This window comes from Micromonospora sp. CPCC 205739 (assembly GCF_036906795.1).
In the GTDB taxonomy this organism is placed as follows: Bacteria; Actinomycetota; Actinomycetes; order Mycobacteriales; family Micromonosporaceae; genus Micromonospora.
Genome location: NZ_JBAKHS010000028.1, coordinates 34,936 through 61,179 on the forward strand (window position 1 = coordinate 34,936; position 26,244 = coordinate 61,179).

At 72.3% G+C, this 26,244-nt stretch carries 24 protein-coding genes; 8 read left to right on the forward strand and 16 right to left on the reverse strand.

The features are described 5' to 3' along the window. Nucleotides 1-11 precede the first annotated feature (11 nt). The 5 genes from sufC to V6U88_RS27365 all read right to left on the reverse strand — a co-directional run bounded on the left by sufC (nt 12) and on the right by V6U88_RS27365 (nt 4,523). The gene (gene sufC / locus V6U88_RS27345; RefSeq protein ID WP_334457323.1) at nt 12-785 is read right to left on the reverse strand and encodes a Fe-S cluster assembly ATPase SufC; all 774 of its coding nucleotides are present in this window, start codon (nt 783-785) and stop codon (nt 12-14) included. After that, nucleotides 785-1,111 (reverse strand): non-heme iron oxygenase ferredoxin subunit, encoded by a 327-nt coding sequence (locus V6U88_RS27350; RefSeq protein ID WP_334457324.1) that lies wholly within the window; start codon nt 1,109-1,111, stop codon nt 785-787. The genes sufC and V6U88_RS27350 overlap by 1 nt, the downstream gene beginning before the upstream one ends. After that, complete coding sequence (gene sufD, locus V6U88_RS27355) at nt 1,111-2,253, reverse strand: Fe-S cluster assembly protein SufD (RefSeq protein ID WP_334457325.1); 1,143 nt, start codon at nt 2,251-2,253, stop codon at nt 1,111-1,113. The genes V6U88_RS27350 and sufD overlap by 1 nt, the downstream gene beginning before the upstream one ends. A gap of 87 nt (nt 2,254-2,340) precedes the next feature. Next, the gene (gene sufB, locus V6U88_RS27360; protein WP_334457326.1) at nt 2,341-3,771 is read right to left on the reverse strand and encodes a Fe-S cluster assembly protein SufB; all 1,431 of its coding nucleotides are present in this window, start codon (nt 3,769-3,771) and stop codon (nt 2,341-2,343) included. After that, complete coding sequence (locus tag V6U88_RS27365) at nt 3,768-4,523, reverse strand: helix-turn-helix transcriptional regulator (RefSeq protein ID WP_334457327.1); 756 nt, start codon at nt 4,521-4,523, stop codon at nt 3,768-3,770. Before V6U88_RS27365 ends, sufB begins: the two co-directional genes overlap by 4 nt. A gap of 98 nt (nt 4,524-4,621) precedes the next feature. Between V6U88_RS27365 and V6U88_RS27370 the strand changes: the two genes are divergently transcribed. After that, a complete protein-coding gene (locus tag V6U88_RS27370) occupies nt 4,622-5,584 on the forward strand; it encodes a COX15/CtaA family protein (protein WP_334457328.1) in 963 nt (320 codons plus the stop codon). Between the two features lie 131 nt (nt 5,585-5,715). Here V6U88_RS27370 and V6U88_RS27375 read toward each other — a convergent pair whose 3' ends face one another. From V6U88_RS27375 to V6U88_RS27385, 3 genes are all read right to left on the reverse strand, one after another. After that, nucleotides 5,716-6,639 carry an ATP-grasp domain-containing protein gene (locus tag V6U88_RS27375; RefSeq protein WP_334457329.1) on the reverse strand — a complete coding sequence of 308 codons (924 nt, stop codon included), beginning with the start codon at nt 6,637-6,639 and terminating at the stop codon, nt 5,716-5,718. 6 nt (nt 6,640-6,645) lie between these two features. Next, a complete protein-coding gene (locus V6U88_RS27380; protein WP_334457330.1) occupies nt 6,646-6,978 on the reverse strand; it encodes a hypothetical protein in 333 nt (110 codons plus the stop codon). Between the two features lie 252 nt (nt 6,979-7,230). Then, nucleotides 7,231-8,184: a heme o synthase gene (locus V6U88_RS27385; protein ID WP_334457331.1), complete on the reverse strand. Its 954-nt coding sequence runs from the start codon at nt 8,182-8,184 to the stop codon at nt 7,231-7,233. Nucleotides 8,185-8,448: 264 nt separating this feature from the next. Here V6U88_RS27385 and tkt point away from each other — a divergent pair, with 264 nt between their 5' ends. The 6 genes from tkt to pgl all read left to right on the forward strand — a co-directional run bounded on the left by tkt (nt 8,449) and on the right by pgl (nt 17,036). Continuing rightward, nucleotides 8,449-10,587, forward strand: coding sequence for a transketolase (tkt, locus tag V6U88_RS27390; protein WP_334457332.1), 2,139 nt, complete (start codon nt 8,449-8,451; stop codon nt 10,585-10,587). A gap of 16 nt (nt 10,588-10,603) precedes the next feature. Next, entirely contained in the window at nt 10,604-11,782 is a 1,179-nt protein-coding gene (tal, locus tag V6U88_RS27395; protein ID WP_334457333.1) for a transaldolase, read from the forward strand. Nucleotides 11,783-11,854: 72 nt separating this feature from the next. Continuing rightward, a complete protein-coding gene (locus V6U88_RS27400) occupies nt 11,855-13,504 on the forward strand; it encodes a glucose-6-phosphate isomerase (protein ID WP_334457334.1) in 1,650 nt (549 codons plus the stop codon). 2 nt (nt 13,505-13,506) lie between these two features. Continuing rightward, on the forward strand, nt 13,507-15,057 hold the full coding sequence (zwf, locus tag V6U88_RS27405) for a glucose-6-phosphate dehydrogenase (RefSeq protein ID WP_334457351.1): 1,551 nt from the start codon (nt 13,507-13,509) through the stop codon (nt 15,055-15,057). A gap of 61 nt (nt 15,058-15,118) precedes the next feature. Continuing rightward, nucleotides 15,119-16,135: a glucose-6-phosphate dehydrogenase assembly protein OpcA gene (locus tag V6U88_RS27410; RefSeq protein ID WP_334457335.1), complete on the forward strand. Its 1,017-nt coding sequence runs from the start codon at nt 15,119-15,121 to the stop codon at nt 16,133-16,135. Between the two features lie 130 nt (nt 16,136-16,265). Then, nucleotides 16,266-17,036 carry a 6-phosphogluconolactonase gene (pgl, locus tag V6U88_RS27415; RefSeq protein ID WP_334457337.1) on the forward strand — a complete coding sequence of 257 codons (771 nt, stop codon included), beginning with the start codon at nt 16,266-16,268 and terminating at the stop codon, nt 17,034-17,036. Between the two features lie 51 nt (nt 17,037-17,087). Here pgl and V6U88_RS27420 read toward each other — a convergent pair whose 3' ends face one another. The 8 genes from V6U88_RS27420 to rapZ all read right to left on the reverse strand — a co-directional run bounded on the left by V6U88_RS27420 (nt 17,088) and on the right by rapZ (nt 24,162). Further along, nucleotides 17,088-17,432, reverse strand: coding sequence for an RNA polymerase-binding protein RbpA (locus V6U88_RS27420; RefSeq protein WP_334457339.1), 345 nt, complete (start codon nt 17,430-17,432; stop codon nt 17,088-17,090). 130 nt (nt 17,433-17,562) lie between these two features. Then, entirely contained in the window at nt 17,563-17,823 is a 261-nt protein-coding gene (secG, locus tag V6U88_RS27425) for a preprotein translocase subunit SecG (protein ID WP_334457352.1), read from the reverse strand. A 98-nt stretch (nt 17,824-17,921) separates the two neighbouring features. After that, nucleotides 17,922-18,713: a triose-phosphate isomerase gene (gene tpiA / locus V6U88_RS27430; protein WP_334457341.1), complete on the reverse strand. Its 792-nt coding sequence runs from the start codon at nt 18,711-18,713 to the stop codon at nt 17,922-17,924. Further along, nucleotides 18,713-19,912 (reverse strand): phosphoglycerate kinase, encoded by a 1,200-nt coding sequence (locus tag V6U88_RS27435; protein ID WP_334457342.1) that lies wholly within the window; start codon nt 19,910-19,912, stop codon nt 18,713-18,715. The genes tpiA and V6U88_RS27435 overlap by 1 nt, the downstream gene beginning before the upstream one ends. After that, on the reverse strand, nt 19,909-20,913 hold the full coding sequence (gene gap / locus V6U88_RS27440; protein ID WP_334457343.1) for a type I glyceraldehyde-3-phosphate dehydrogenase: 1,005 nt from the start codon (nt 20,911-20,913) through the stop codon (nt 19,909-19,911). The genes V6U88_RS27435 and gap overlap by 4 nt, the downstream gene beginning before the upstream one ends. A gap of 343 nt (nt 20,914-21,256) precedes the next feature. Further along, on the reverse strand, nt 21,257-22,237 hold the full coding sequence (gene whiA / locus V6U88_RS27445; RefSeq protein ID WP_334457344.1) for a DNA-binding protein WhiA: 981 nt from the start codon (nt 22,235-22,237) through the stop codon (nt 21,257-21,259). A gap of 54 nt (nt 22,238-22,291) precedes the next feature. Continuing rightward, the gene (locus V6U88_RS27450; protein WP_334457345.1) at nt 22,292-23,254 is read right to left on the reverse strand and encodes a gluconeogenesis factor YvcK family protein; all 963 of its coding nucleotides are present in this window, start codon (nt 23,252-23,254) and stop codon (nt 22,292-22,294) included. Continuing rightward, nucleotides 23,251-24,162: an RNase adapter RapZ gene (gene rapZ / locus V6U88_RS27455; protein WP_334457353.1), complete on the reverse strand. Its 912-nt coding sequence runs from the start codon at nt 24,160-24,162 to the stop codon at nt 23,251-23,253. Before rapZ ends, V6U88_RS27450 begins: the two co-directional genes overlap by 4 nt. 224 nt (nt 24,163-24,386) lie before the next feature. Here rapZ and recQ point away from each other — a divergent pair, with 224 nt between their 5' ends. Continuing rightward, a complete protein-coding gene (gene recQ, locus V6U88_RS27460; protein ID WP_334457346.1) occupies nt 24,387-26,228 on the forward strand; it encodes a DNA helicase RecQ in 1,842 nt (613 codons plus the stop codon). The last annotated feature ends 16 nt before the right edge of the window (nt 26,229-26,244 follow it).

Sequence of the window (26,244 nt, forward strand, 5' to 3'; positions counted from 1 at the left end):
CCCCTGTCGTGTCAGGCCCGCGCCGAGCCGGCCCCGGCGGCGTAGCGCTCGTAGCCCTCGGCCTCGAGCTTGTCGGCCAGTTCCGGGCCGCCCTGCTCGACGATCCGGCCGGCGACGAAGACGTGCACGAAGTCGGGCTTGATGTAGCGCAGGATGCGGGTGTAGTGGGTGATCAGCAGCACGCCGGTGTCGCCGTTGTCGCGGACCCGGTTGACGCCCTCGCTGACCACGCGCAGCGCGTCCACGTCGAGGCCGGAGTCGGTCTCGTCGAGGATGGCGATCTTCGGCTTGAGCAGCTCCAGCTGCACGATCTCGTGCCGCTTCTTCTCACCGCCGGAGAAGCCCTCGTTGACGTTGCGCTGGGCGAACGCCGGGTCCATCTGCAGGCGCTCCATGGCGCCGCGCAGCTCGCCGCCCCAGGTGCGCAGCTTCGGCGCCTCGCCGTCGATGGCGGTCTTGGCGGTCCGCAGGAAGTTCGCCACCGAGACGCCGGGGACCTCGACCGGGTACTGCATGGCCAGGAAGAGACCGGCGCGGGCCCGCTCGTCGACGGACATGGCCAGCACGTCCTCGCCGTCGAGGGTCACCGAACCGCCGGTGATCTCGTACTTGGGGTGGCCGGCGATCGAGTACGCCAGGGTGGACTTGCCGGAGCCGTTCGGCCCCATGATCGCGTGCGTCTCGCCCGAGCGGACGGTCAGGTCGACACCGGCCAGGATCGGCTTGAGCTCACCCTCGGGCAGCTTGACCGACACCTTCAGGTCGCGGATCTCCAGGGTGCTCATTATCGGGTCACTCCATTGCTCGGCGTCAGGCTGACGTAGATGTCGCCGTCGCGGACTTCGACGGGATAGACGGGAACGGGTTCGGTGGCGGGCAGCCCGGTGGGCTCACCCGTCCGCAGGTCGAAACGGGATCCGTGCAGCCAGCATTCCAGCGTGCACCCCTCGACCTCGCCCTCGGAGAGGGCGACCGCGGCGTGCGAGCACTCGTCGCGGACGGCGTGGAAGGTGTCGTCCTCGGCGTGCACGAGCGCGATCTGCGTGCCGTCGACGTCCGCGCTGATCGCGGTCCCCTTCGGCACGTCCTCGGTCGAGCAGATCTTGATCATCAGGCGCCCGCCTTGGCCAGCCGGGCCTCGATCGCGTCGCCGAGCCGCTCGCGCAGCTCCTCGACCGGGATCTTGTTGATCAGCTCGGCGAAGAAGCCGCGCACCACCAGGCGCCGGGCCTCGCCCTCCGGGATGCCCCGGGCCATCAGGTAGAAGAGCTGCTCGTCGTCGAAGCGGCCGGTCGCGCTCGCGTGGCCGGCGCCGGCGATCTCGCCGGTCTCGATCTCCAGGTTGGGTACGGAGTCCGCCCGCGCGCCGTCGGAGAGCAGCAGGTTCCGGTTGATCTCGTACGTGTCGGTGCCGGTCGCCTCGGCGCGGATCAGCACGTCGCCCACCCAGACGGTGTGCGCGTCGTCGCCCTGCAGAGCACCCCGGTAGCCGACGTAGCTGCGGCAGTCCGGCACGTTGTGGTCGACCAGCTGGCGGTGCTCCAGGTGCTGGCCGCCGTCGGCGAAGTAGACGCCGTACAGCTCGGCCTCGCCGCCCCGGCCGGTGTACTCCACCGAGGTGTACTGCCGGACCAGGTCGCCGCCCAGGCTGACCTGGATGTGCGTCACCTTGGCGTCGCGGCCCAGCTTGACCTTGAGGTGCTGGGCCTGCACCGCGTCGGCGGCCCAGTCGGCGACGGTGACCAGGATCAGCTTCGCGCCCTCGGCCACCGACACCTCGACGTTGTCGGCCAGGGTGGCCGAGCCGACGTGCTCCAGCACCAGGGTGACCTCGGCGAACCGGCCGACGTCGACGAAGGTGTGCCCGAAGGCCAGCTGATCGGCGCCGTCGCCGACCACCCGCAGGCTCACCGGCGCGCCGACCACGGCGTCCCGGGCGACCTCGACCAGCAGCGCGTCGCCCGCGCCGCCGTACGCCAGCGCGCTGACCCGGTCGACCGGGGTGAGCACGCTGCCCACCCGCGGGTCGTCCGCGCCGATCCGGCCGACGGTGACGCCCTCGGGCAGGTCGCCGTACTCGTGCCGGACCGTGGCGGTGGCGGCCTGCGCCCCGCCGACCAGCCCGCGCAGCCGCTTGAGCGGGGTGAAGCGCCACTCCTCCTCCAGGCCCGTGAGGGCCGGGAAGTCGGCGACGTCGTACGAGCGGAGCGCCTGCGTCTTGGTGCTGGGCGGCGCGGAAGCCTGGGTAGTCATCTCTTCCTTGGTCTGTTCTGCGACGACGGAATCAGGTGAGCGGACGGCGGGCCGGTGTCGGCCGGCCCGCCGGGTGGGGCGGCGGCGTCAGCCGACCGCGCCCTCCATCTGCAGCTCGATCAGGCGGTTGAGCTCCAGGGCGTACTCCATCGGGAGTTCCTTGGCGATCGGCTCGATGAAGCCGCGCACGATCATCGCCATCGCCTCGTCCTCGCTCAGACCGCGGCTCATCAGGTAGAAGAGCTGGTCGTCGCTGATCTTGGAGACGGTCGCCTCGTGCCCCATCGACACGTCGTCCTCACGGATGTCGACGTACGGGTAGGTGTCCGAGCGGGAGATGGTGTCGACCAGCAGCGCGTCGCACTTGACCGTGCTCCGGCTGTGGTGCGAGCCCTCCAGCACCTGGACCAGGCCCCGGTACGAGGTGCGGCCGCCGCCCCGGGCGATCGACTTGGACACGATGGTGGAGGAGGTGTGCGGCGCGGCGTGCACCATCTTGGCGCCCGCGTCCTGGTGCTGGCCCTCGCCGGCCATGGCCACCGAGAGCACCTCGCCCTTGGCGTGCTCGCCGGTCATGTAGACCGCCGGGTACTTCATGGTCACCTTGGAGCCGATGTTGCCGTCGACCCACTCCATGGTCGCGCCCTCGTGGCAGACGGCGCGCTTGGTGACCAGGTTGTACACGTTGTTCGACCAGTTCTGGATGGTCGTGTAACGGCACCGGGCGTTCTTCTTGACGATGATCTCCACGACCGCGCTGTGCAGCGAGTCGGAGGAGTACAGCGGCGCGGTGCAGCCCTCGACGTAGTGCACGTACGCACCCTCGTCGACGATGATCAGCGTCCGCTCGAACTGGCCCATGTTCTCCGTGTTGATCCGGAAGTAGGCCTGCAGCGGGATCTCCACGTGCACGCCCTTCGGCACGTAGATGAACGAGCCACCGGACCAGACGGAGGTGTTCAGCGCGGCGAACTTGTTGTCGCCGACCGGGATCACCGTGCCGAAGTACTCCTTGAAGATGTCCTCGTGCTCGCGCAGCGCGGTGTCGGTGTCCAGGAAGATGACACCCTGCTCCTCAAGGTCCTCACGGATCTTGTGGTAGACCACCTCGGACTCGTACTGCGCCGCGACACCGGCGACCAGGCGCTGCTTCTCCGCCTCCGGGATGCCCAGCCGGTCGTAGGTGTTCTTGATGTCCTCGGGCAGGTCCTCCCAGCTGGTGGCCTGCTTCTCGGTGGACCGGACGAAGTACTTGATGTTGTCGAAGTCGATCCCGGTGAGGTCCGCGCCCCAGGACGGCATCGGCTTGCGGCCGAACAGGCGCAGGCCCTTCAGCCGCAGGTCGAGCATCCAGGCCGGCTCGTTCTTCTTCGCCGAGATGTCCCGTACCACCGCCTCGTTGAGACCGCGCTGGGCGACCGCCCCGGCGACGTCGGGGTCGGACCAGCCGTACTCGTAGCGACCCAGGGCGGCGAGCTGCTCTTCCTGGGTCAGGGGCTGGACGATCTGCTCGGTCATTTATCTGTCCTCACAGTGGTGACGGTGTTACCGGACTGGGCACGCGGCTGGGCCGGGATGTGCGTGGTGCACACCCCGTCGCCGTGCGCGATGGTGGCCAGGCGCTGCACGTGGGTGCCGACCAGACGGGAGATCACCGCGGTCTCGGCCTCGCACAGCTGGGGGAACTCGGCGGCCACGTGCGCCACCGGGCAGTGGTGCTGACACAGCTGGCCGCCGGAGGCGATCGTGGACGCGTTGGCAGCGTAGCCCTCGGCGGTGAGCGCGCTCGCGAGCGCCTCCGCCCGCGCGAGGGGGTCGCTCCCCGCGTCCTCCATGGCGCCGCGGCAGCGGGCCTCCAACGCGGCGACCTGGTCGGCGGCGAACGCCTCGACCGCGTCGGCACCGCCGTTGCGGGCGATCCAGCGCAGCGCGGCAGTGGCCATGTTGTCGTAGTGGTGGGTGCCGCAGCGGACCCGGGCGGCCTCGGTCAGCAGGAAGACCTTCGCCGGACGGCCCCGCCCGCGGCTGCCGCGCACGGCCTGCTCGCGGGCGACCACGTCACCGTCGGCGAGCATCGCGTCGAGGTGCCGGCGGATCGCGGCCGGGCTGAGCCCGAGCGCCGAGCCGAGCTGGGCCGCGGTGGTCGCGCCCCGCTCCAGCAGCAGCTGGGTGACCCGGTCCCGGGTGGAAAGATCAGTGGACGACGCGGTAGAACCAGCGACCGTCCCGGTCGCCGGCTGCTGCTCGGAGAGCGCCGCCGCGTTTTTCACAACGCCAACGTTACGTAATTCGACGGAGGCCCGCAAACCCGGGCCCCGGTGATCCCCGACACCGGCGTGGCGGAGTCACCCGATCGGGATCCACTACGGTGCGTAGGATTCGCTCCGTGAAGCGATCCGTCCGGTTCCCGGTCTCCGCCGCTCTGCTGCGCCGCCTCGCGTACGCCTCGATCGTGGCAAACGTGGCCATCGTCGTGACCGGCGGGGCCGTCCGGCTCACCGCCTCCGGGCTCGGCTGCCCGACCTGGCCCCGCTGCACGGACGAGTCGTACACCACCACCGCCGAGATGGGCGTGCACGGGGTGATCGAGTTCGGCAACCGGCTGCTGACCTTCGCAGTGGGGATCATCGCGCTGGCCACGGTGCTGGCGGTGCTGGCGTACCGGCCGCGGCGCAAGGGGCTGCTGGGGCTCTCGGTGGCGGTGTTCCTCGGCATCCCGGCGCAGGCCGTGATCGGCGGGATCACCGTGCTGACCAACCTCAACCCGTGGGTGGTCGGGCTGCACTTCCTCGCCTCGATGGCGGTCATCGCGGCCGCGTACGCGCTCTGGCGGCGGATCAAGGACCCGGACGGCCCGGCGGTGGCCGTGGTGCCCGGCCCGCTGCGCACGCTGGCGGCGCTCACCACGGTGGTCAGCGTCGCGGTGCTGGTGGTGGGCACCTGGGTCACCGGCAGCGGCCCGCACGCCGGCGACGGCGGCGCGGCCCGCAACGGTCTCGACCCGGAACAGATCTCCCAGGTGCACGCCGACGCGGTGTTCCTGCTGCTCGGGCTCTCCGTGGCGCTGGTCTTCGCGTTCCGGGCGGTCGGCGCGACCGGCCCGGCCCGGGCCGCCGTGGTGCTGCTCGCGGTGGAGCTGGGTCAGGGCGTGATCGGCTTCGTGCAGTACTTCACCGACCTGCCGGCGCTGCTGGTCGGCGCGCACATGCTCGGCTCCTGCCTGGTGCTGCTGGCCACCCTCTCGGTCCTCTGGTCGACCCGCGAACGCCGCCCGGTGGCGCCGGCACCGGCCGCCGCCCCCGTCGAGGAACCGGTCCCCGCCACCGCCTGACCCCGGCCGCGCGGCCGGCTGCGCCCCGGATGTCGGTGCCCCCGTTTGCGGCGCGTCGGGGCTTCCCGGCCGTGGGAGACCCGACACGCCGCAAATGGGGATCAATCACCCCGTGGCGCGTCGAGGAGTGGTCAGGCTCGCAGGCGGGCCAGGTGGGTGCGGATGGCGTCGGCGAGGCGGTCGGCGGCCCCGTCGGCGTACCCGAGGAAGAGCGACGGCTCGGTCAGCTCCAGCTCCACCAGGACGGGCGCGCCGTCGGGACCGGGGATCAGGTCCACCCGGGCGTAGAGCAGGCGCTCGGACCCGCCCGGCACCTGCGCCAAGACCCGTTCCGCGACGGCCAGCTGGTCCGGGCCGGCGGTGCGGGCGCTGATCTGCTCGGGCTTGTACAGCCCCTCCACGCCCAGGTCCGGGCCCTCCAGCATCGCGCCCTTGCGGATCGCGTGGCTGAACGCCAGCCCCTGCGGACCGGCCAGGAACAGCAGCGCCGTCTCGCCGGCCGTGTCCACCGCGTCGAGGTACGGCTGCACCATGGTCAGCCGGCCCGCGTCCGACAGCCGCCGCACGTGCGCGGCGGCCAGCTCGCGGTGCTCCGGGTCGGCCAGGTCGTAGCGGCCGGTGTCCTGGCTGCCGGCGCTGACCGCCGGCTTGATGACGTACTCGCCGGAGTCGGCGGGCGGTCGCCAGGACTCCCCCGGCGCCACCCACGAGGTCGCCACGACGGGCACCCCGGCCGCCGACAGCTCGCCCAGGTAGCGCTTGTCGGTGTTCCAGCGGACCACGTCGGCGGGGTTGACCAGGGCGGGCACGGTCTGCGCCCAGGCGACGAACTCGTCGCGGCGCAGCGCGTAGTCCCAGGGCGAGCGGAGCACGACCAGGTCGTACCCGGCCCAGTCGACGCTCGGGTCGTCCCAGACGGCCGGCTCGGCGGTGACGCCGCGGGCGGCCAACGGGGCGAGTACGAGCCGGTCGTCCGGGTCGAGGTCGGCGAGCCGGTCGCAGGTAACGAGAGCGACCCGGGGTTCCCCCCGGGTCGACTGGTGGTGAGGGGTCAATTTATGTCAACGGGCCATCGTGCGCCGGGCCATCGACCGCCAGAGGTCGTTGCTCGGACGCATCTGGTCCATCAGTTCACGCTCCCAGGCGTTCTCGACGGTGACTCCCGCCTTGGCGCACGCCTGCCGCGCCTGGACGGTGTCGTCCGCGAACTGGTCGGCCCACGCGCCGTCCTCGCCGACGAGGACGATCCGTGCGCCACGCTTGCCGACGTACTCGATGACCGCCTTCGCGCCACCGTGGCCGGCGGCGAACGACTTGATGCCCGAGACCAGCCCGTTGGGGGCCTGCTCGGCGGTCTGCTCAGCCGTCAGCGTCGTATCGGAACCATCTGCCATGACGCGAAGCCTAAGCAGACACCGACCCGAAGGTGCGAGAACCATGAACTATTTGTGATGCCAATTACCTACAGGTTTAAGGAAGACCACAGGTGATTCGCCCGTACTTGTCGGATAAGTGAGGGCGAATCGGGCGGCCCGGATCGCCCCACTGAGTCCGAGTTGAGTCGATGGGACTCAGACCGAAAACCGACTCGGGAAATTCATGGTCTTGACAGCGGCGATCAGGCCCGAAGGGCCGCCCGGCGGTGCTCAGACCAGCGCGTCGAGGGCGACCGCGGCGAAGAGGATGGTGAGGTAGGTCGTCGACCAGTGGAACAGCCGCATCGGCTTGACGGCCTCGCCGCGGGTCACCCGGCGGCAGAGCCGGTGCGCCTCGACCACGAAGATCCCGCCCACGACCAGCGTCGGCACGCCGTAGATCGCGCTCATCCCCATTGGCCACAGGGCCAGCGAGAGCAGCACGGTGATCCAGGCGAAGGTCAGGATCTCGGCGTTCACCCGCCGGGCCGAGGCCACCACCGGCAGCATCGGGATACCGGCTCGGGCGTAGTCGTCCTTGTACTTCATCGCCAGGGGGTAGAAGTGCGGCATCTGCCAGAAGAAGACCACGCCGAAGAGCACCCAGGCCTGCGGTGCCAGCGAGCCCGTCACCGCGGCCCAGCCGATCAGCACCGGGGCCGCCCCGCAGGCGCCACCCCAGAAGGTGTTCGTCGGCGTGGTGCGCTTGAGCCAGAGCGTGTAGACGACGTCGTAGTAGACGATCGCCGCCAGGGTCAGCCCGGCCGCCAGCAGGTTGGTGAAGGCCGCCATCAGCACCACCGACACCGCCGCCAGCACCAGGCCGAAGACAAGCGCGTTGCGCGGCGAGACCGTGTGCGCCGGCAGCGGACGACGCTTCGTGCGCCGCATCAGCTGGTCGATGTCCCGGTCGATGTAGCAGTTGATCACGCTGGCCGCGCCGGCGGCGAGCGAGCCGCCGACCAGCACCACGGCCACCAGCCACAGCGACGGCAGGCCGCCGTCGGCGAGCATCATCGCCGGCACGGTGGTGACCAGCAGCAGCTCGACGATGCGAGGCTTGGTCAGCGCGACGTACGCCGCGACGACCGACCGGAGGTGGCGGCGGGCCGGCTCCTCGACCACCGTGCGCACCGGCGGCTGCCCGGCAGGGTTGCTGACGGGGCGCTCGGTGATCATGCTCACGGATTGCCACCTTCCGGCATCGGCAGGGAGATCAGGTCGGCGGGACCCGGGGAGGGTCCACACACCGACCCACAGACTACGCGCCGTCGTATTGGCTGCCCGGGCGACCCGACAACGGTGCCAGCCGTCACACCGTCGGGCTCAACGACCGGTCCGACACGACTCGTACCGCACAGGGTGCAGTGATCCCCGGGCGGACGTTTACGACCGCTCGATAGGGTCATCAGTGAGGGTTCCGCCCATCTGCCGAGGAGCACAACCATCGTGGCTGCCAACCGACCCGAGCACCCCGCACTCAACTGGACCGACCTCGATCGCCGGGCCGTCGACACCGTCCGCGTGCTGGCCATGGACGCCGTGGAGAAATCCGGCAACGGCCACCCGGGCACCGCGATGAGTCTCGCGCCCGCGGCGTACCTGCTCTTCAACCGGGTGATGCGGCACAACCCGGCCGATCCGAACTGGCCCGGCCGGGACCGCTTCGTCCTCTCCGCCGGGCACTCCAGCCTGACCCTCTACATCCAGCTCTTCCTCTCCGGCTACCCGCTCGCCCTGGAGGACCTGCAGTCGCTGCGGCAGTGGGGCTCGCTCACCCCGGGGCACCCGGAGCACGGGCACACCCCCGGCGTGGAGACCACCACCGGCCCGCTCGGCCAGGGCCTGGGCAACGCGGTGGGCATGGCGATGGCCGCCCGCCGCGAGCGTGGCCTGTTCGACCCGGAGAGCGAGCCGGGCGGCTCGGTCTTCGACCACGACATCTGGTGCATCGCCTCCGACGGCGACATCGAGGAGGGCATCAGCCACGAGGCCAGCGCGCTCGCCGGGCACCAGCAGCTGGGCAACCTCACGGTGATCTACGACGACAACGAGATCTCCATCGAGGACGACACCCGTATCGCCAAGAGCGAGGACGTCGCGGCCCGCTACGAGGCGTACGGCTGGCACGTGCAGACCGTCGACTGGCGCACCGGCGACGCCGACCAGGGCGACTACCACGAGGACGTGGAGGCGCTGCACCAGGCGCTGCTGGCCGCCAAGGCGGAGACCGGCCGTCCCTCCTTCATCGCGCTGCGCACCATCATCGGCTGGCCCGCCCCGAACAAGAAGAACACCGGCAAGATCCACGGTTCGGCGCTCGGCGGCGAGGAGGTGGCCGCCACCAAGCAGCTGCTCGGCTTCGACCCGGCGCAGAGCTTCCAGGTCGACGAGGAGGTCCTCGCGCACGCCCGCCGGGTGATGAGCCGCGGCGACGCCGCCCAGCAGGAGTGGACGACCGCGTTCGACGCCTGGGCGCAGGCCAACCCGGAGCGCAAGGCGCTCTGGGACCGGATGGCCGGCCGGGTGCTGCCGCAGGGCTGGACCGAGGCGCTGCCGACCTTCCCCGCCGACGCCAAGGGCCTGGCCACCCGGGCCGCCTCCGGCAAGGTGCTGGAGGCGCTCGCCCCGGTGCTGCCGGAGCTCTGGGGCGGCTCGGCCGACCTGGCGGAGAGCAACAACACCACCATGAAGGGCGAGCCGTCGTTCATCCCGGCCGCCCACGCCACCAAGGACTTCCCGGGCCACGAGTACGGCCGGACGCTGCACTTCGGCATCCGTGAGCACGCCATGGGAGCGATCCTCAACGGCATCGCCCTGCACGGCGGCACCCGCCCGTACGGCGGCACCTTCCTGGTGTTCAGCGACTACATGCGCCCCTCCGTGCGGCTGGCCGCGCTGATGAAGCTGCCGGTGGTCTACGTCTGGACGCACGACTCGATCGGCCTGGGTGAGGACGGCCCGACCCACCAGCCGGTGGAGCACCTGACCGCGCTGCGCGCCATCCCGGGCCTGAGCGTGGTCCGCCCGGCGGACGCCAACGAGACCGCCTGGGCCTGGCGGCAGGCGCTGGAGCACACCGACCGGCCGACCGCGCTGGCGCTGAGCCGCCAGGCGCTGCCGACGCTGGACCGGGAGACGCTGGGCAGCGCCGAGGGCGTGGCCAAGGGCGGCTACGTGCTGGCGGAGGCGTCCACCGGCAAGCCGCAGGTGATCATCGTCGGCACCGGCTCCGAGGTGCAGCTCTGCCTCACCGCCCGGGAGCGGCTGGAGGCCGACGGCACCCCCACCCGGGTGGTCTCGATGCCCTGCCAGGAGTGGTTCTACGAGCAGGACGAGGCCTACCGGGAGTCGGTGCTGCCGCGCGGGGTAAAGGCACGGGTGAGCGTGGAGGCGGGCATCGCCATGTCGTGGCGCGGCGTGGTCGGCGACCTCGGCGAGAGCGTCAGCCTGGAGCACTACGGGGCGAGCGCCCCGCACACCGTGCTCTTCGAGCAGTTCGGGTTCACCCCCGACCGGATCGTGGCGGCGGCACACGCCTCGATGGCCCGGGTGGGCGACATCACCGGTTTCACGACCGGCAACTGAGGGGAGCGTGGACGGCATGACGGACAGGCTGAGTGAGCTCACCGCCGCTGGCGTGGCGGTATGGCTCGACGATCTTTCCCGGGTACGACTGAGCTCCGGCGGGCTGGACCAGCTGCGCCGGGAGAAGCACGTGGCCGGGGTGACCACGAACCCGACCATCTTCGCGAAGGCGCTGAGCGACGCCGACGAGTACAACTGGCAGCTGAAGGACCTCGCCACCCGTGGCATCGAGGTCGAAGAGGCCGTCCGCATGCTCACCACGTACGACGTGCGGTGGGCGTGCGACGTGATGCGCCCGTCGTACGACAAGAGCGCGGGCGTGGACGGCCGGGTCTCCATCGAGGTGGACCCCCGGCTGGCCCACGAGACGGACCGGACCGTCGCCGAGGCCAAGGCGCTGTGGTGGCTGGTGGACCGGCCGAACCTGTTCATCAAGATCCCGGCCACCGAGGCGGGCCTGCCGGCGATCACCGCCACCCTGGCCGAGGGGATCAGCGTGAACGTGACGCTGATCTTCGGCCTGGACCGGTACTCCGCGGTGATGGACGCCTTCCTCGCCGGCCTGGAGCAGGCGAAGGCGAACGGCCACGACCTGTCCAAGATCGGCTCGGTGGCGTCGTTCTTCGTCTCCCGCGTCGACTCCGAGGTCGACAAGCGGCTGGAGAAGATCGGCTCGGACGAGGCCAAGGCGCTGCGCGGCAAGGCGGCCATCGCCAACGCCCAGCTGGCGTACGAGCGCTACGGCGAGGTCTTCTCCTCCGACCGGTGGCAGGCCCTGGCCGACGCGGGCGCCCACCCGCAGCGGCCGCTCTGGGCGTCCACCTCGACGAAGAACCCGGACTACCGGGACGTGATCTACGTCGAGGAGCTGATCGCCCCCGGCACGGTGAACACCATGCCGGAGCCGGTCATCCACGCCTTCGCCGACCACGGCGAGACCCGCGGCGACACCATCACCGGTTCGTACGACGCGGCCCGGAAGGTCTTCGCCGACCTGGAGTCGGTGGGCGTCGACATGTCCGACGTGATCGCCACCCTGGAGCGGGAGGGCGTGGAGAAGTTCGAGGCCAGCTGGCTGGAGCTGCTCGACGGGGTGCGCAAGTCGCTCACCGCCGCCGCGCAGGGCACCGGCGCGCCGAACAAGGCCGCCAAGGGCAACGCGCGGGCCGCCGAGCAGGCCGGGGGCAACGCGTGACCAACGGCGTCGGATCCGTCGCGGGGCCCCGCCCCGCGGCGCTCCACGCCGTCGCCCAGCCGAGGTGGCGACATGGGTGACCTGCTGGCCGGCCCGGCGGACGCGTCCGCCGGGCTGGCCGTGCACGGCGCGGACGCGGTCGACAGGTCCGCGCCCGCGTCGGTACGGGACGCGCTGGTCGGCCGGGACGTCCCGGCCCGGCTGGCCGCCGGGGATCCCGCCCTCTGGGGACCGGCCGTCGAAGCGGCGGCGAAGAACCGCCTCGGCTGGCTGGACGCCCACCGCCGCAGCCGGGAGCTGCTCCCCCAGCTCGCCGAGCTGGCGGCGGAGCTGGACGACCTGGACCACGTGGTGCTCGCCGGGATGGGCGGATCCTCGCTCGCCGCCGAGACCATCACGCGCACCCTGGGCCGGCCGCTGACCGTGCTCGACACCACCGACCCCGGGCGGGTCCGGGCGGCGCTGACCGACCGGCTGGAGCGCACCGTGGTCGTGGTGGCCAGCAAGTCCGGCACGACGGTGGAGACCGACAGCCACCGCCGGGCGTACTGGCAGGCCTTCCTGGACGCCGGGATGACCGAGGCCGAGGCGGCCCGGCACTTCGTGGTGGTGACCGACCCGGGCTCGCCGCTGGAGGCCACCGCGGACGAGATGGGCGTGGTGGTGCTGCCGGCCGACCCCGAGGTGGGTGGACGCTATTCGGCGCTCACCGCGTTCGGTCTGGCTCCCGCCGCGCTGGCCGGGGTGGAGGTCACCGAGCTGCTGGACGACGCCGAGGCGTTGTCGGCCGCGCTGGGCCGGGACCGGGACAACCCGGCTTTGGCGCTCGGGGCGGCGCTCGCCGCGGCGGCCACCACCGGCCGGGACAAGGTGGCCCTGGTTCCCGACGGCACCGGCCTGGACAGCCTGGGCGACTGGGTCGAGCAGCTGCTCGCCGAGTCGACCGGCAAGGCCGGGCTCGGTGTGCTGCCGGTGGTGGTGGAGTCGCCGCAGGCGCCCGGCGCCACCGGGCCGGACGTGCTGACCGTCAGCTACGGCGGCGCGCTGACCGCCGGGGACGTACCCGGGGGCGGCTGCGAACCCGACCTGACGGTGAACGGCCCGCTCGGCGCCCAGTTCCTGACCTGGCAGTACGCGACCGCGATCGCGGCGGTGGTGCTCGGCGTCGACCCGTTCGACCAGCCGGACGTCGCCGCGAGCAAGGAGCACACCCGACGGATCCTGGCGTCCGGACCGCCGGCGCAGGCGCCGTCGTCCACCGAGGGCGCCATCGAGGTGTACGCCCCGCCGGGCGCCCCCGCCGACCTGGCCGGCGCGCTGCGCCACCTGCTCGACGGGCTGGGCGACGCGGGCTACCTCGCCGTGTCGGCGTACCTGGACCGGGTGGGCGACGCGGACGCGGCGCGGCTACGGCCGCTGCTGGCCGAGGTCGCCGGGCGGCCGGTCACCTTCGGGTGGGGGCCCCGCCACCTGCACTCCACCGGGCAGTATCACAAGGGCGGTCCCCCGGTCGGGAGCTATCTTCAGCTCACCGGGGCGGTGGACGTTGATCTCCCGGTGCCGGGGCGGCCGTACTCCTTCGCGGAACTGCAGGCGGCGCAGGCCGCCGGCGACCGGCAGGCACTGACCGACCGGGGCCGACCGGTGCTACGGCTGCACCTGACCGACAGGCCCGCGGGCCTGGCCCAGCTGCTGGATGCGATCGGACGATGGCGGGCGTGACGATGAACGACATGGACCAGACGGAGCGAGGAGGCGGCGTGAACCCGCTGCGCGACGCGCAGGACCGGCGACTGCCCCGGATCCCGGAGCCCTGCGCTCTGGTGATCTTCGGGGTGACCGGTGACCTGGCGCGCAAGAAGTTGCTGCCAGCGGTCTACGACCTGGCCAACCGGGGGCTGCTGCCACCCGGGTTCGTGGTGCTGGGCTTCGCCCGGCGGGACTGGGGCGACGGCGACTTCGAGTCGCTGGCCCACGAGGCGGCCAAGAAGCACGCCCGCACCCCCTGGCGCGAGGAGGTCTGGGCGCGGCTCGCCGGCAACATCAAGTTCGTCGGCGGCTCGTTCGACGACGACGACGCCTTCGACCAGCTCGCCACCACCCTGGACGAGCTGCGCGCGACCCACGGCATCCAGGGCAACGCGGCGTTCTACTTCTCCATCCCCCCGGCGGCCTTCCCCGTGGTGCTCAAGCAGCTGGCCCGCACCGGCATGGCCGACAACGCCAAGTCCGGCGGCTGGCGCCGGGTGGTGGTGGAGAAGCCGTTCGGCAACGACCTGCCGTCGGCCAAGGAGCTCAACGACCTGGTCGACGACGTCTTCACCAGTCAGGACGTCTTCCGGATCGACCACTACCTGGGCAAGGAGACGGTCCAGAACATCCTCGCCCTGCGGTTCGCCAACAACCTCTTCGAGCCGCTGTGGAACTCCAAGTACGTCGACTCGGTGCAGATCACCATGGCCGAGGACGTCGGCATCGGCACCCGGGCCGCGTTCTACGACTCCGTCGGCACCGCCCGGGACGTGCTCCAGAACCACCTCCTGCAGCTGCTCGCCCTGGTGGCGATGGAGGAACCGACCAGCTTCGACGCCGACGAGATCCGTGCCGAGAAGCTCAAGGTGCTCAAGGCGATCACCCTGCCGGACGACATCTCCCGGGGCACCGTGCGCGGGCAGTACCTGCCCGGCTGGGTCGGCGGCGAGCGCGCCGTCGGCTACCTGGAGGAGGAGGGCGTCCCGGCGGACTCCACCACCGAGACGTACGTCGCCGTGGAGCTGGGCATCCAGAACCGCCGCTGGGCGGGGGTGCCGTTCTACATCCGGGCCGGCAAGCGGCTGCCCCGCCGGGTCACCGAGGTGGCGGTCGTGTTCAAGAAGGCGCCGCACCTGCCGTTCAACGCGGCCGACATGGAGTCGCTCGGCCCCAACCAGCTCGTCATCCGGGTGCAGCCGGACGAGGGCGTGGTGCTGAAGTTCGGCTCCAAGGTGCCGGGCACCACCATGGAGGTCCGGGACATCGCGATGGACTTCCAGTACGGCGAGGCGTTCACCGAGTCCAGCCCCGAGGCGTACGAGCGGCTGGTGCTGGACGTGCTGATCGGCGACCGGACGCTCTTCCCGGACGCCGCCGAGGTGGAGCAGAGCTGGCAGGTGGTGGACCCGCTGGAGCACGCCTGGGCGGGCACCACGCCGGAGCCGTACCGGGCCGGCGAGTGGGGGCCCCGGGCGGCCGACGAGATGCTGGCGCGCGAGGGCCGCGCCTGGCGGCGGGCATGAGCGCGCACGTGAGCGGAGACAGCGGCGTGCGCGGGCACGGCGAGCGGACCGGGAGGCTCCAGTGATCGGCCTGTGGGACACCACCGGTAACGAGGTGGTCAAGGCACTCGCCGCCGAGCGGCGCAGTGCGGGTGGGGTGGCCAGCGGCATGGCGCTGACCCTCATCGTGGTGGTGGACGAGAAGCGGGTCCGCGAGGCGGAGGCGGCGGCGACCATCGCCGCCGCCGCCCACCCGTGCCGGCTGCTGGTGGTGGTGCGCACCGACGTGGAACGGGAGCGCAACCGGCTGGACGCGGAGATCGTGGTGGGCGGGCGGCTCGGCCCGTGCGAGGCGGTGGTGACCCGGATGTACGGCCGGCTGGCCCTGCACGCGGAGTCCGTGGTGATGCCGCTGCTGGTGCCGGACGTCCCGGTGGTGACCTGGTGGCACGCTGATCCGCCGGCGGAGATCGCCACCGACTTCCTCGGCGTGGTCGCCGACCGGCGGATCACCGACGCCGCCCAGGCGGTGGACCCGATCGAGGCGCTGCGCCGGCGGGCCCACGACTACGCGCCCGGCGACACCGACCTGGCGTGGACCCGGATCACCCCGTGGCGCACCCTGGTCGCCGGGGCGTTCGACACCATCGAGGCCCGGGTCACCGAGGCGACGGTGGTCGCGCCGCGCACCGACCCGACCGCGGCGCTGATGCGCGGCTGGCTGGCGGCCCGGCTCGGCATCGACCCGGTGTTGGAGCACACCGACGAGTTCCCCCGCATGCGTGAGGTGCAGCTGCGCTGCGCCAACGGCGACCAGCTGACACTCACCCGCAACGACAGTGTCGCGGTGTTCCGGCGTAGTGGCCAGGAGGACCGGACGCTGCCGCTGGTACGCCGCCCGCTCGGTGACGAGCTGGCCGAGGAGCTGCGCCGGCTCGACGCCGACCAGGTCTACGCCGAGGCGCTGGGCACGGCGGCCGGCATCACCGGCCTGGACCAGCGGCCCGCCGGCCGGGTGCACGTCTGGAAGGACCCGGCCACTGCCCAGCGGGCCGAGGCCGGGGTCACCGCGCACGCCGGCACCAGCGCTACCCCCTGACCGCTGTCGCCGCGGGGCGGGCCGGAACCGGCCCGCCCCCGGCGCGGCAGGGCGCGACGGACGGGCCGACCGGCCCCCGGGCACGACGAACACGGACCGCACGAGAGCGGTCGGGAGACGAAGGCACAACATGAGTGAGGCGAGTGTCGCCGTACACGCCGACGCCGACCTGCTGGCGCAGGCGGTGGCGGCCCGGCTGGTGGTGAAGCTGCTCGACGCGCAGGCGGACCGGGGTCAGGCGTCGATGGTGCTGACCGGCGGGCGGATCGCGGCGGCGGTCTACCGGGCGGTGGCCGCGCTGCCGGCCCGGGACGCGGTCGACTGGTCCCGCGTCGACGTCTGGTGGGGCGACGAGCGATTCCTGCCCGCCGGGGACCCGGAGCGCAACGAGACGCAGGCCCGGGCGGCGCTGCTGGACGCGGTGCCGCTGGACCCGGCGCGGGTGCATCCCATGCCGGCCTCCGACGGCCCGCTCGGCGCCGACCCGGAGGCGGCAGCCGCCGCGTACGCCGAGGAGCTGGCCCGGGCCACCCGGCCCGGGCACGCCGCGCTCCCCCACTTCGACGTGCTGATGCTCGGCGTCGGCGAGGACGGGCACGTGGCGTCGGTCTTCCCCGAGCACCCGGTGCACTACGACAACCGGCCGGTCAGCGCGGTGCGGGGCAGCCCGAAGCCGCCGCCGCTGCGCACCACGCTCACCCTGCCGACGATCAACACCGCCGAGGAGGTCTGGCTGGTGGCCAGCGGCGCCGACAAGGCCCGCGCGGTCGGCATGGCGCTGGCCGGGGCGGGCTCGGTGCAGCTGCCGGCGGCGGGCGTGCAGGGCGTCGCGCGTACCCTCTGGCTGCTGGACCGGTCGGCGGCGGCCAACGTACCGCCGCGGCTGCGCAGCCTGCGCTGAGCGACGAACGAGGAGCCCCGGCCCCCGGGTGGGGGTCGGGGCTCCGTCGTGTCACTCCCGGCCGCGGCGGCGGCGCAGGGCGGCGAGGGCCTCGGCCAGGATGGCCTCCCCCTCCTCCTCGCTGCGCCGCTCCTTCACGTACGCCAGGTGGGTCTTGTAGGGCTCGGGACGGGCCCGCCCGGGCGGGTTCTCCGCGTCCCGGCCGGCGGGCAACCCGCAGCGGGGACAGTCCCAGAGCGGGGGCGCCTCGGCGTCCACCGCCATCCTGATCTCGGTGGCGTGCCCGTTGCGGCACCAGTAGGTCACCGGCTGGCGAGGTGCGGGCTCGTAGCGCTCGGCGGGGCGTTCCGGGGCGGACCCGATCCGTGAGCCACGGATGACGTTGCCACTGGGCACGGCTGCTCGCTCCTGTCGTCGGAGGGACCGTCGCCCGGGAGGGGGCGGGCGGCGGCGAGGCGGTGCACAACGAACTGCGCGCGGTCCGTAACGGACCGCGCGCAGATTGTACGCCGAGACTCCGACCGGCTCAGGCCCCGGTGTTGAGCTGGAGCTTGAGCCAGAGGCCGAGCCCCACGATGCAGGCGAACCAGATGATGCTCACCAGGACGGTGTAGCGGTCCAGGTTCTTCTCGGCCACCGACGAGCCGGCCAGGCTGGAGCTGACGCCACCGCCGAACATGCTCGACAGCCCGCCACCCTTACCCCGGTGCAGCAGGATGAGCATGGTGAGCAGAACGCTCGTGATGACCAGCAACACGATCAACGTGTATGCGAACCAAATCGGCAGCATGGCTGGGGTCAGTCCTCTCGTAACGATCCTCGCCCGGACAGATCGGGCACTGCGGCACCGACCGGTGGACGGGCGGACTCAAGGATAGCGAGCGATCAGCGGGCGGTGTGCTCCGGGAACCGGCAGATCTTCGCGAACTCCTCGGCGTCCAGGCTGGCGCCGCCGACCAGGGCCCCGTCCACGTCCGGCTGCGCCATGATCGCGGCCACGTTCGAGGACTTGACCGACCCGCCGTAGAGGATCCGGACCTGGTCCGCCGTGCCCTGGTCGAAGGTCTCGACCAGCCGCTTGCGGACCTCGCCGCAGACCTCCTGGGCGTCCTCCGGCGTCGCGGTCTTGCCGGTGCCGATCGCCCAGACCGGCTCGTACGCCACGACGACCTTGGCCACCTGCTCGGCGGTGAGCCCCCGCAGGGCGCCGTCGAGCTGGTCGCAGCAGTGCGTCACGTGCCGCAGCTGCTCGCGGATCTCCAGGCCCTCACCGATGCAGAGGATCGGGGTGAGCCCGTTGGCCAGCGCCGCCACCACCTTCGCGTTGACGATCGCGTCGTCCTCGTAGTGGTAGGCGCGCCGCTCGGAGTGCCCCACCACCACGTACGTGCAGCCCAGCTTGGCCAGCATCGACCCGGCGACGTCCCCGGTGTAGGCGCCCGACTGGTACGGCGACAGGTCCTGCGCGCCGTAGCCGATCAGCAGCTTGTCGCCGTCCACCGCGGTCTGCACGGTGCGCAGGTCGGTGAAGGGCGGCAGGACCACCGTCTCGACGTCGGTGAGCTGCTTCTCGGTGAGGCTCGCGGCCAGCTTCTGCACCAGCAGGTTGGCCTCGAGGTGGTTCAGGTTCATCTTCCAGTTACCGGCCATCAGCGGCCGGCGGGTGACGCTCGCCATCAGTTCTCCAGGGCCGCGATGCCGGGGAGGGTCTTGCCCTCCAGGTACTCCAGTGAGGCGCCACCGCCGGTGGAGATGTGGCCGAACGCGGAGTCGTCCAGCCCGAGGGCCCGCACCGCGGCGGCGGAGTCACCGCCACCGACCACCGTGAACGCGCCGGACTTGGCGATCGCCTCGGCGACCCCGCGGGTGCCGTTGGCGAAGGCCGCCATCTCGAACACACCCATCGGGCCGTTCCAGAAGATCGTCTTCGCGCCCTTGAGCGCGGCGGCGAACCCGGCCACCGTCTCCGGGCCGATGTCCAGCCCGACCCGCTTGCTCGGGATGCCGTCGGCCGGCACGGTGTCGTGCGCGGCGTCCGGGGCGAACGCGTCCGCGGCCACCACGTCCACCGGAAGCAGGATCTTCCCGCCGGAGCGCTCCATCAGGTTGCGGCAGGTCTCGACCATCTCCTGCTCGAGCAGCGAGCTGCCCACCTCGTGGCCCTGGGCCTTGAGGAAGGTGAAGCACATCCCGCCGCCGATGAGCAGCCGGTCGACCGTCGGCAGCAGCGCCTCGATGACCGCCAGCTTGTCGGAGACCTTCGAGCCGCCGAGCACCACCACGTACGGGCGCTCCGGCTGGCCGGTCAGCGTGGAGAGCACCTCCACCTCGCGCAGCACCAGCCGGCCGGCGACGTGCGGCAGCCGGGCCGGTACGTCGAAGACGCTGGCGTGCTTGCGGTGCACGGCGCCGAACGCGTCGTCGACGTACGCCTCGCCGAAGGCGGCGAGCTGGTCGGCGAACGCGCCCCGCTCGGCGTCGTCCTTGCTGGTCTCCCCCTTGTTGAACCGGAGGTTCTCCAGCAGGGCGACCTGGCCGTCGGCCAGCGCCTCCACGGTGGACCGGGCCGAGTCACCGACGGTGTCCTCGGCGAAGTGCACCGGCGCGTCGAGCAGCTCGCCGAGGCGACCGGCGACCGGGCGGAGGCTGAACTGCGGGTCCGGCGCGCCCTTCGGGCGGCCCAGGTGCGAGCAGACGACCACCTTGGCGCCGGCGGAGACCAGCGCGCCCAGGGTCGGCAGGACCGCGCGGATGCGGCCGTCGTCGGTGATCTCACCGGTCTGCTTGTCGAGCGGGACGTTCAGGTCGGCGCGCACCAGCACGCGCCGACCCGACACCCCCTCGGCGAGCAGGTCGTCGAGGTTGCGGATGCTCACAGCGAGGAACCCACCAGCTTGACCAGGTCGACGAGGCGGTTCGAGTAGCCCCACTCGTTGTCGTACCAGCCGACGACCTTGACCTGGTTGCCGACGACCTTGGTCAGCGGCGCGTCGAAGATGCAGGACGCCGGGTCGGTGACGATGTCCGAGGAGACGATCGGGTCCTCGTTGTAGATCAGGATGCCCTTGAGCGGGCCGTCGGCGGCGGCCTTCAGCGCGGCGTTGACCTCGTCGACGGTGGTCTCCCGGCCGACGTTGACGGTCAGGTCGGTGGTCGAGCCGGTCGGGATCGGCACCCGCAGCGCGTAGCCGTCCAGCTTGCCCTTCAGCTCCGGCAGCACCAGGCCGATCGCCTTGGCGGCGCCGGTCGAGGTGGGGACGATGTTCAGCGCGGCGGCCCGGGCCCGACGCAGGTCCTTGTGCGGCGCGTCCTGGAGGTTCTGGTCCTGGGTGTACGCGTGGATGGTCGTCATCAGACCGTGCTGGATGCCGAACGTGTCGTGCAGGACCTTCGCCATCGGGGCGAGGCAGTTGGTGGTGCAGGACGCGTTCGAGATGATCGTGTGCTTGGCCGGGTCGTACTGGTCGTGGTTGACGCCCATGACGACCGTGACGTCCTCGTTCTTCGCCGGGGCGGAGATGATGACCTTCTTGGCCCCGCCGTCAATGTGCGCCTTCGCCTTGGTGGCGTCGGTGAAGAAGCCGGTGGACTCAATGATCACGTCCGCGCCGACGTCGCCCCACGGCAGCGCCGCCGGGTCCTTCTCGGCGTACGCCTTGATGGTCTTGCCGCCCACGGTGATCTCGTCGGCGGTGGCCTTCACCTCGTGCGGGAGGCGACCCAGGATGCTGTCGTACTTGAGCAGGTGGGCGAGGGTCGCGTTGTCGGTCAGGTCGTTGACCGCCACCACCTCGATGTCAGCGCCGGACGCCAGCACTGCCCGGAAGAAGTTACGGCCGATCCGGCCGAAGCCGTTGATGCCAACCCGGATGGTCACAGGTCCCATCTCCTCGCGTTCTGGTCCGCCGGCGTAAGACCCGGACCGGCGGAGGTGTGTGCGCCGACCGTTGGAGCCGGCCGTTGACGGTTCATCTCGGCCACCCCGCCGCGGTCCGTGTGGACCTAGACCGCCGGAGGCGGTGAGCACGGCGAGGAGTGCCTGTGCCGGCCCCCTTGCCGTACGCAGCGACCCTATCCGAGCGTGCCGCGTCCCGCTGCGGCGGGTGGTGACCCTTCTCGCGTTGCCCGGACGCCGCGCGCCACGACGACGCGAGGCCGAGGCGCCCTGGCTGATGCTTCGCCGGCTGCGCTCGCTCCCGTCGCGCAGCCCCACCGTCCTATCAGACCACGAGCATGTCGGGCGTGACGGCCGCTTCCGTATCCGGGATGCCCAGGTCGCGGGCGCGCTTGTCGGCCAGCGCCAGCAGCCGGCGGATCCGGCCGGCGATGGCGTCCTTGGTCAGCGGCGGCTCGGCCAGCGCGCCGAGCTCCTCCAGCGAGGCCTGCCGGTGCTCCAGGCGCAGCCGTCCGGCCGAGGTCAGGTGGTTGGGGGCGTCGTCGGCCAGGATCTCCAGCGCCCGGGTCACCCGGGCGGCGGCGGCCACCGCGGCGCGGGCCGAGCGGCGCAGGTTGGCGTCGTCGAAGTTCGCCAGCCGGTTGGCGGTGGCCCGGACCTCGCGGCGGACCCGGCGCTCCTCCCAGGCCAGCACGCTGGAGTGCGCGCCGATCCGGGTGAGCAGCGCGGCGATCGCGTCGCCGTCCTTGACCACCACCCGGTCCACGCCGCGCACCTCGCGGTTCTTGGCGGTGATGCCGATCCGGCGGGCCGCGCCGACCAGGGCCAGCGCGGACTCCGGACCCGGGCAGGTGATCTCCAACGCGCTGGAGCGACCCGGCTCCGTCAGCGAGCCGTGCGCCATGAACGCGCCCCGCCAGGCCGAGACCGCGCAGCACACGTTCGCCGCCACCACGTGCGGCGGCAGGCCGCGCACCGGGCGGCCGCGCACGTCGAGCAGGCCGGTCTGCCGGGCCAGGGCCTCGCCGTCCTTGACCACCCGGACGATGAAGTGGCTGCCCTTGCGCAACCCGCCGGAGGCGAGCACATGGATCTCGCTTTGATAGCCGTACACCTCGGCGATCTCCCGGCGCAGCCGCCGGGCCACCGCTCCGGTGTCCAGCTCGGCCTCCACCACCACGCGGCCGGAGACGATGTGCAGCCCGCCGGCGAAGCGCAGCAGCGCGGCCATCTCCGCCCGCCGGCAGCAGGGCTTGGGCACGTCGACCCGACTCAGCTCGTCCTTGACCGCGGCCGTCATCGCCATTCTGCGCCCCTCCACGGACCGGTACCGGCGTGTCGCCGGTGATTACGTACGTGTCTAACGATCGGCACCCAGGACAGGCACCAACGCGGCGCCCAGGGCGGCCGGATCATGACGGGGAGAGCCGTCGGTGACGGCGACAGGGGCGAGCACCAGCCGGGCACCCAGCGATTCTGCCGCACGTCCGGCCGGTTCGGGATCACCCACCGCCTTGGAATCGGCCAGCACGAAGTCCACGGTGAGCTGCGGAAGGTACGAGTGCAGGGCGGCCAGGTGGTCGGCGACGGAGAGACCGAGGGTCTCCTTCTCGGCCGCCAGGTTGAGGGTGACCAGCCGTCGGGCCGGGCTGGCCACGATCGCGGCCGCCAGCCCCGGTACCAGCAGGTGCGGCAGCACGCTGGTGTACCAGCTGCCCGGCCCGAAGATCAGCCAGTCCGCCTCGCCCACCGCGGCGACCGCCTCGACGCAGGCGTCCGGGGCGGTCGGGGTGAGTCGCAGCGACTCCACCCGGCCGGTGGTCACCGCCACCTGGTGCTGGCCACGCACCGTGCGTACCTCGTCGGGGTGCTCCGGGTCGGCGCCGCGCACCCGCGCCTCGATGCCCACCGGCTGGCGGGACATCGGCAGCACCCGGCCGACCGCGCCGAGCATCGCCGCGGCGTGCTCCAGCGCGGCCACCGGGTCGCCGAGCTGCTCCATCAGGCCGCAGAGCACCAGGTTGCCCACCGCGTGCCCGGCCAGGCCGTCGCCGGAGTCGCCGGCGAACCGGTGCTGGAAGAGCCCGGCGCTGCGCCGGGTGGCCGGGTGGTCGCCGGCCAGCGCGACGAGGGCCTGCCGCAGGTCACCCGGGGGCAGCCCGCCGCGCTCGGCGCGCAGCCGACCGCTGGAGCCGCCGTCGTCGCCGACGGTGACCACGGCGGTGATGTCCAGATCGAGGTCGCCGGTGCAGTGCCGCAGCGCGCGCAGCGAGGCGGAGAGCCCGTGCCCTCCGCCGAAGGCGACCACCTTCGCCGCGGTCATTCCCGCCCCAGGTCCCGGTGCTGCGCGTTGGCGGCCAGACCCGACTGGCGCAGCCGGCCGGCCAGCTCCTCGGCGATGGCCACGCTGCGGTGCTTGCCGCCGGTGCAGCCGACCGCCACGGTCAGGTAGCGCTTGCCCTCCCGCTCGAAGCCGCCGGTGGTGGCGTTGACCAGGTCCGCGTACCCGGAGACGAACGCGTCCGCGCCCTCCTGGCCCAGCACGTACGCGCTGACCGCCTCCTCCCGGCCGGTGTGCTCGCGCAGCTCCGGCACCCAGTACGGGTTGGGCAGGAACCGGGCGTCGAGCACGAAGTCGGCGTCCGGCGGCAGGCCGTACTTGAAGCCGAAGGAGATGACGGTGACCCGCAGCCGGCGGGCGTCCTCGGCGCCGAAGAGCTCCTCGATGCGGCGACGGAGCTGGTTGACGTTCAGGTGGCTGGTGTCGATGATCACGTCCGCCTGGTCGCGGGCCTCCTCCAGCAGGCCGCGCTCCACGGCGATGCCGTCGGCCAGCCGACCCTCGCCCTGCAACGGGTGCGAGCGCCGGACGCTCTCGAACCGGCGGATCAGCACCTCGTCGTCGGCGTCGACGAAGACCACCCGGGGTGAGAAGCCCCGGTCCCGCAGCTCCCGGATCGCCCCGGCCAGGTCGGTGGAGAAGGCACGCGAGCGCACGTCGAGCACCATCGCGGTACGCCGGGCCGCGCCGCCGGCCTTGACGGCCAGCTCGGCCATGTCCAGCATCAGCGCCTGGGGCAGGTTGTCCACCACGTAGTAGCCGACGTTCTCCAGCGCCCGGGCGACCGTGCTGCGGCCGCCACCGGACAGCCCGGTGACCACCACCAGTGTGGTGTCCGCCTCCGCCGTCGCCGCGCCGCCGTCCGGGGCGTACCCGTCGGCCGTCCGCACCTCGCTCACCACTACCCCCCAGCCGTGCCGCGCCCGGTTCGTCCCGGACACGCATGGTCGATCAGCGACTCTATCCCGCCGGGCGGCGTCAATCGGTTCCCGCCCGTCCGACCGGTCCCGATGTCGAGCCGGACGGCCTTTCGGGGAAGCGGCGGCGGCCGGGCCGGTATTCCCGGGCGGGTCGGCGGCGGCCGGTTGTCGGCGCGGGCTCGTAGACTCCGCGGATGACCTCCCCCACCGACCTGCGCACCGAGGACGCGCTGCGGGTGCTCCGCCGGGTCTTCGGCTACGACGCCTTCCGCGGCTTCCAGCGGGAGGTCATCGACCACGTGGGGGCCGGCGGCGACGCGCTGGTGCTGATGCCCACCGGCGGCGGCAAGTCGCTGTGCTACCAGATCCCCGCCCTGGTCCGCGAGGGCGTCGCGGTGGTCGTCTCGCCGCTGATCGCGCTGATGCAGGACCAGGTCGACGCGCTGACCGCGGTCGGCGTCCGGGCCGGTTTCCTCAACTCGACCCAGGACCTCGAAGCCCGCCGCCAGGTCGAGAAGGCGTTCGTCGTCGGCGAGCTGGACCTGCTCTACCTCGCCCCGGAGGCGCTGGGTTCCCGGGCCACCCTCGGCCTGCTCGACCGGGGCCGGATCGCCCTGTTCGCCATCGACGAGGCGCACTGCGTCTCGCAGTGGGGGCACGACTTCCGCCCCGACTACCTGGCTCTGTCGATGCTGCACGAGCGGTGGCCGGCGGTGCCCCGGATCGCGCTCACCGCCACCGCGACCAGCGCCACCCGCGCCGAGATCGCCAGCCGGCTCAAGCTCACCGACGCGCGGCACTTCGTGGCCAGCTTCGACCGGCCCAACATCCAGTACCGGATCGTGCCGAAGAAGGAGCCGCGCAAGCAGCTGCTCAGCCTGCTGCGCGACGAGCACCCGGGCGACGCGGGCATCGTCTACTGCCTGTCCCGGGCGTCGGTGGAGAAGACCGCCGAGTTCCTGGTCGCCAACGGGGTGGCCGCGCTGCCGTACCACGCGGGCCTGGACGCGGCCACCCGCGCCGCCAACCAGCAGCGTTTCCTGCGCGAGGACGGCCTGGTGATGGTGGCGACCATCGCCTTCGGGATGGGCATCGACAAGCCGGATGTCCGGTTCGTCGCCCACCTCGACCTGCCGAAGTCGGTGGAGGGCTACTACCAGGAGACCGGGCGCGCCGGGCGGGACGGGCTGCCGTCGACCGCCTGGCTGGCGTACGGCCTCCAGGACGTGGTGCAGCAGCGCAAGTTGATCGAGACGTCGGAGGGCGACCTGGCCCACCGGCGCAACCTCGCCGCCCACCTCGACGCGATGCTGGCCCTCTGCGAGACGGTCCGCTGCCGCCGGGTGCAGCTGCTCGAATACTTCGGCCAGACCGGCGCGGCCGGCTGTGGCAACTGCGACACCTGCCTGACCCCGCCGGAGACCTGGGACGGCACCGTGCCGGCGCAGAAACTGCTCTCCACCGTGTTCCGGCTGGACCGGGAACGCAACCAGCGCTTCGGCGCCGGGCACTGCGTCGACATCCTGCTCGGCAAGCAGACCGACAAGATCACCCAGTACGGCCACGACTCGCTCAGCACCTTCGGCATCGGCACCGAACTGCGGGAGGCCGAGTGGCGCGGGGTGGTCCGGCAACTGCTCGCCGAGGGGCTGCTCGCCGTCGAGGGCGACTACGGCACCCTGGCGCTGACCGAGGCCAGCGCGGAGGTGCTGGGCCGCCGCCGCACGGTGACCATGCGCCGCGAGCCGGAGCGGCCGGTGTCCGGCCGGTCCGCGAAGCCCCGCGGCGCGGCCGCCGTCGTCGCCGACCTGACCCCGGCGGCGGCGTCGGTCTTCGAGCGGCTGCGCGCCTGGCGGGCGGCCACCGCCAAGGAGCAGGGCGTGCCGGCCTACGTGATCTTCCACGACGCCACGCTGCGGCAGATCGCCACCGAGGCGCCCACCTCACTGGCCGGGCTGTCCCAGATCAACGGCGTCGGCGAGAACAAGCTGGCGAAGTACGGCGAGGGCATCCTCGCCGTACTGGCCGACGGCTGACCCGGGCATGGCGAAA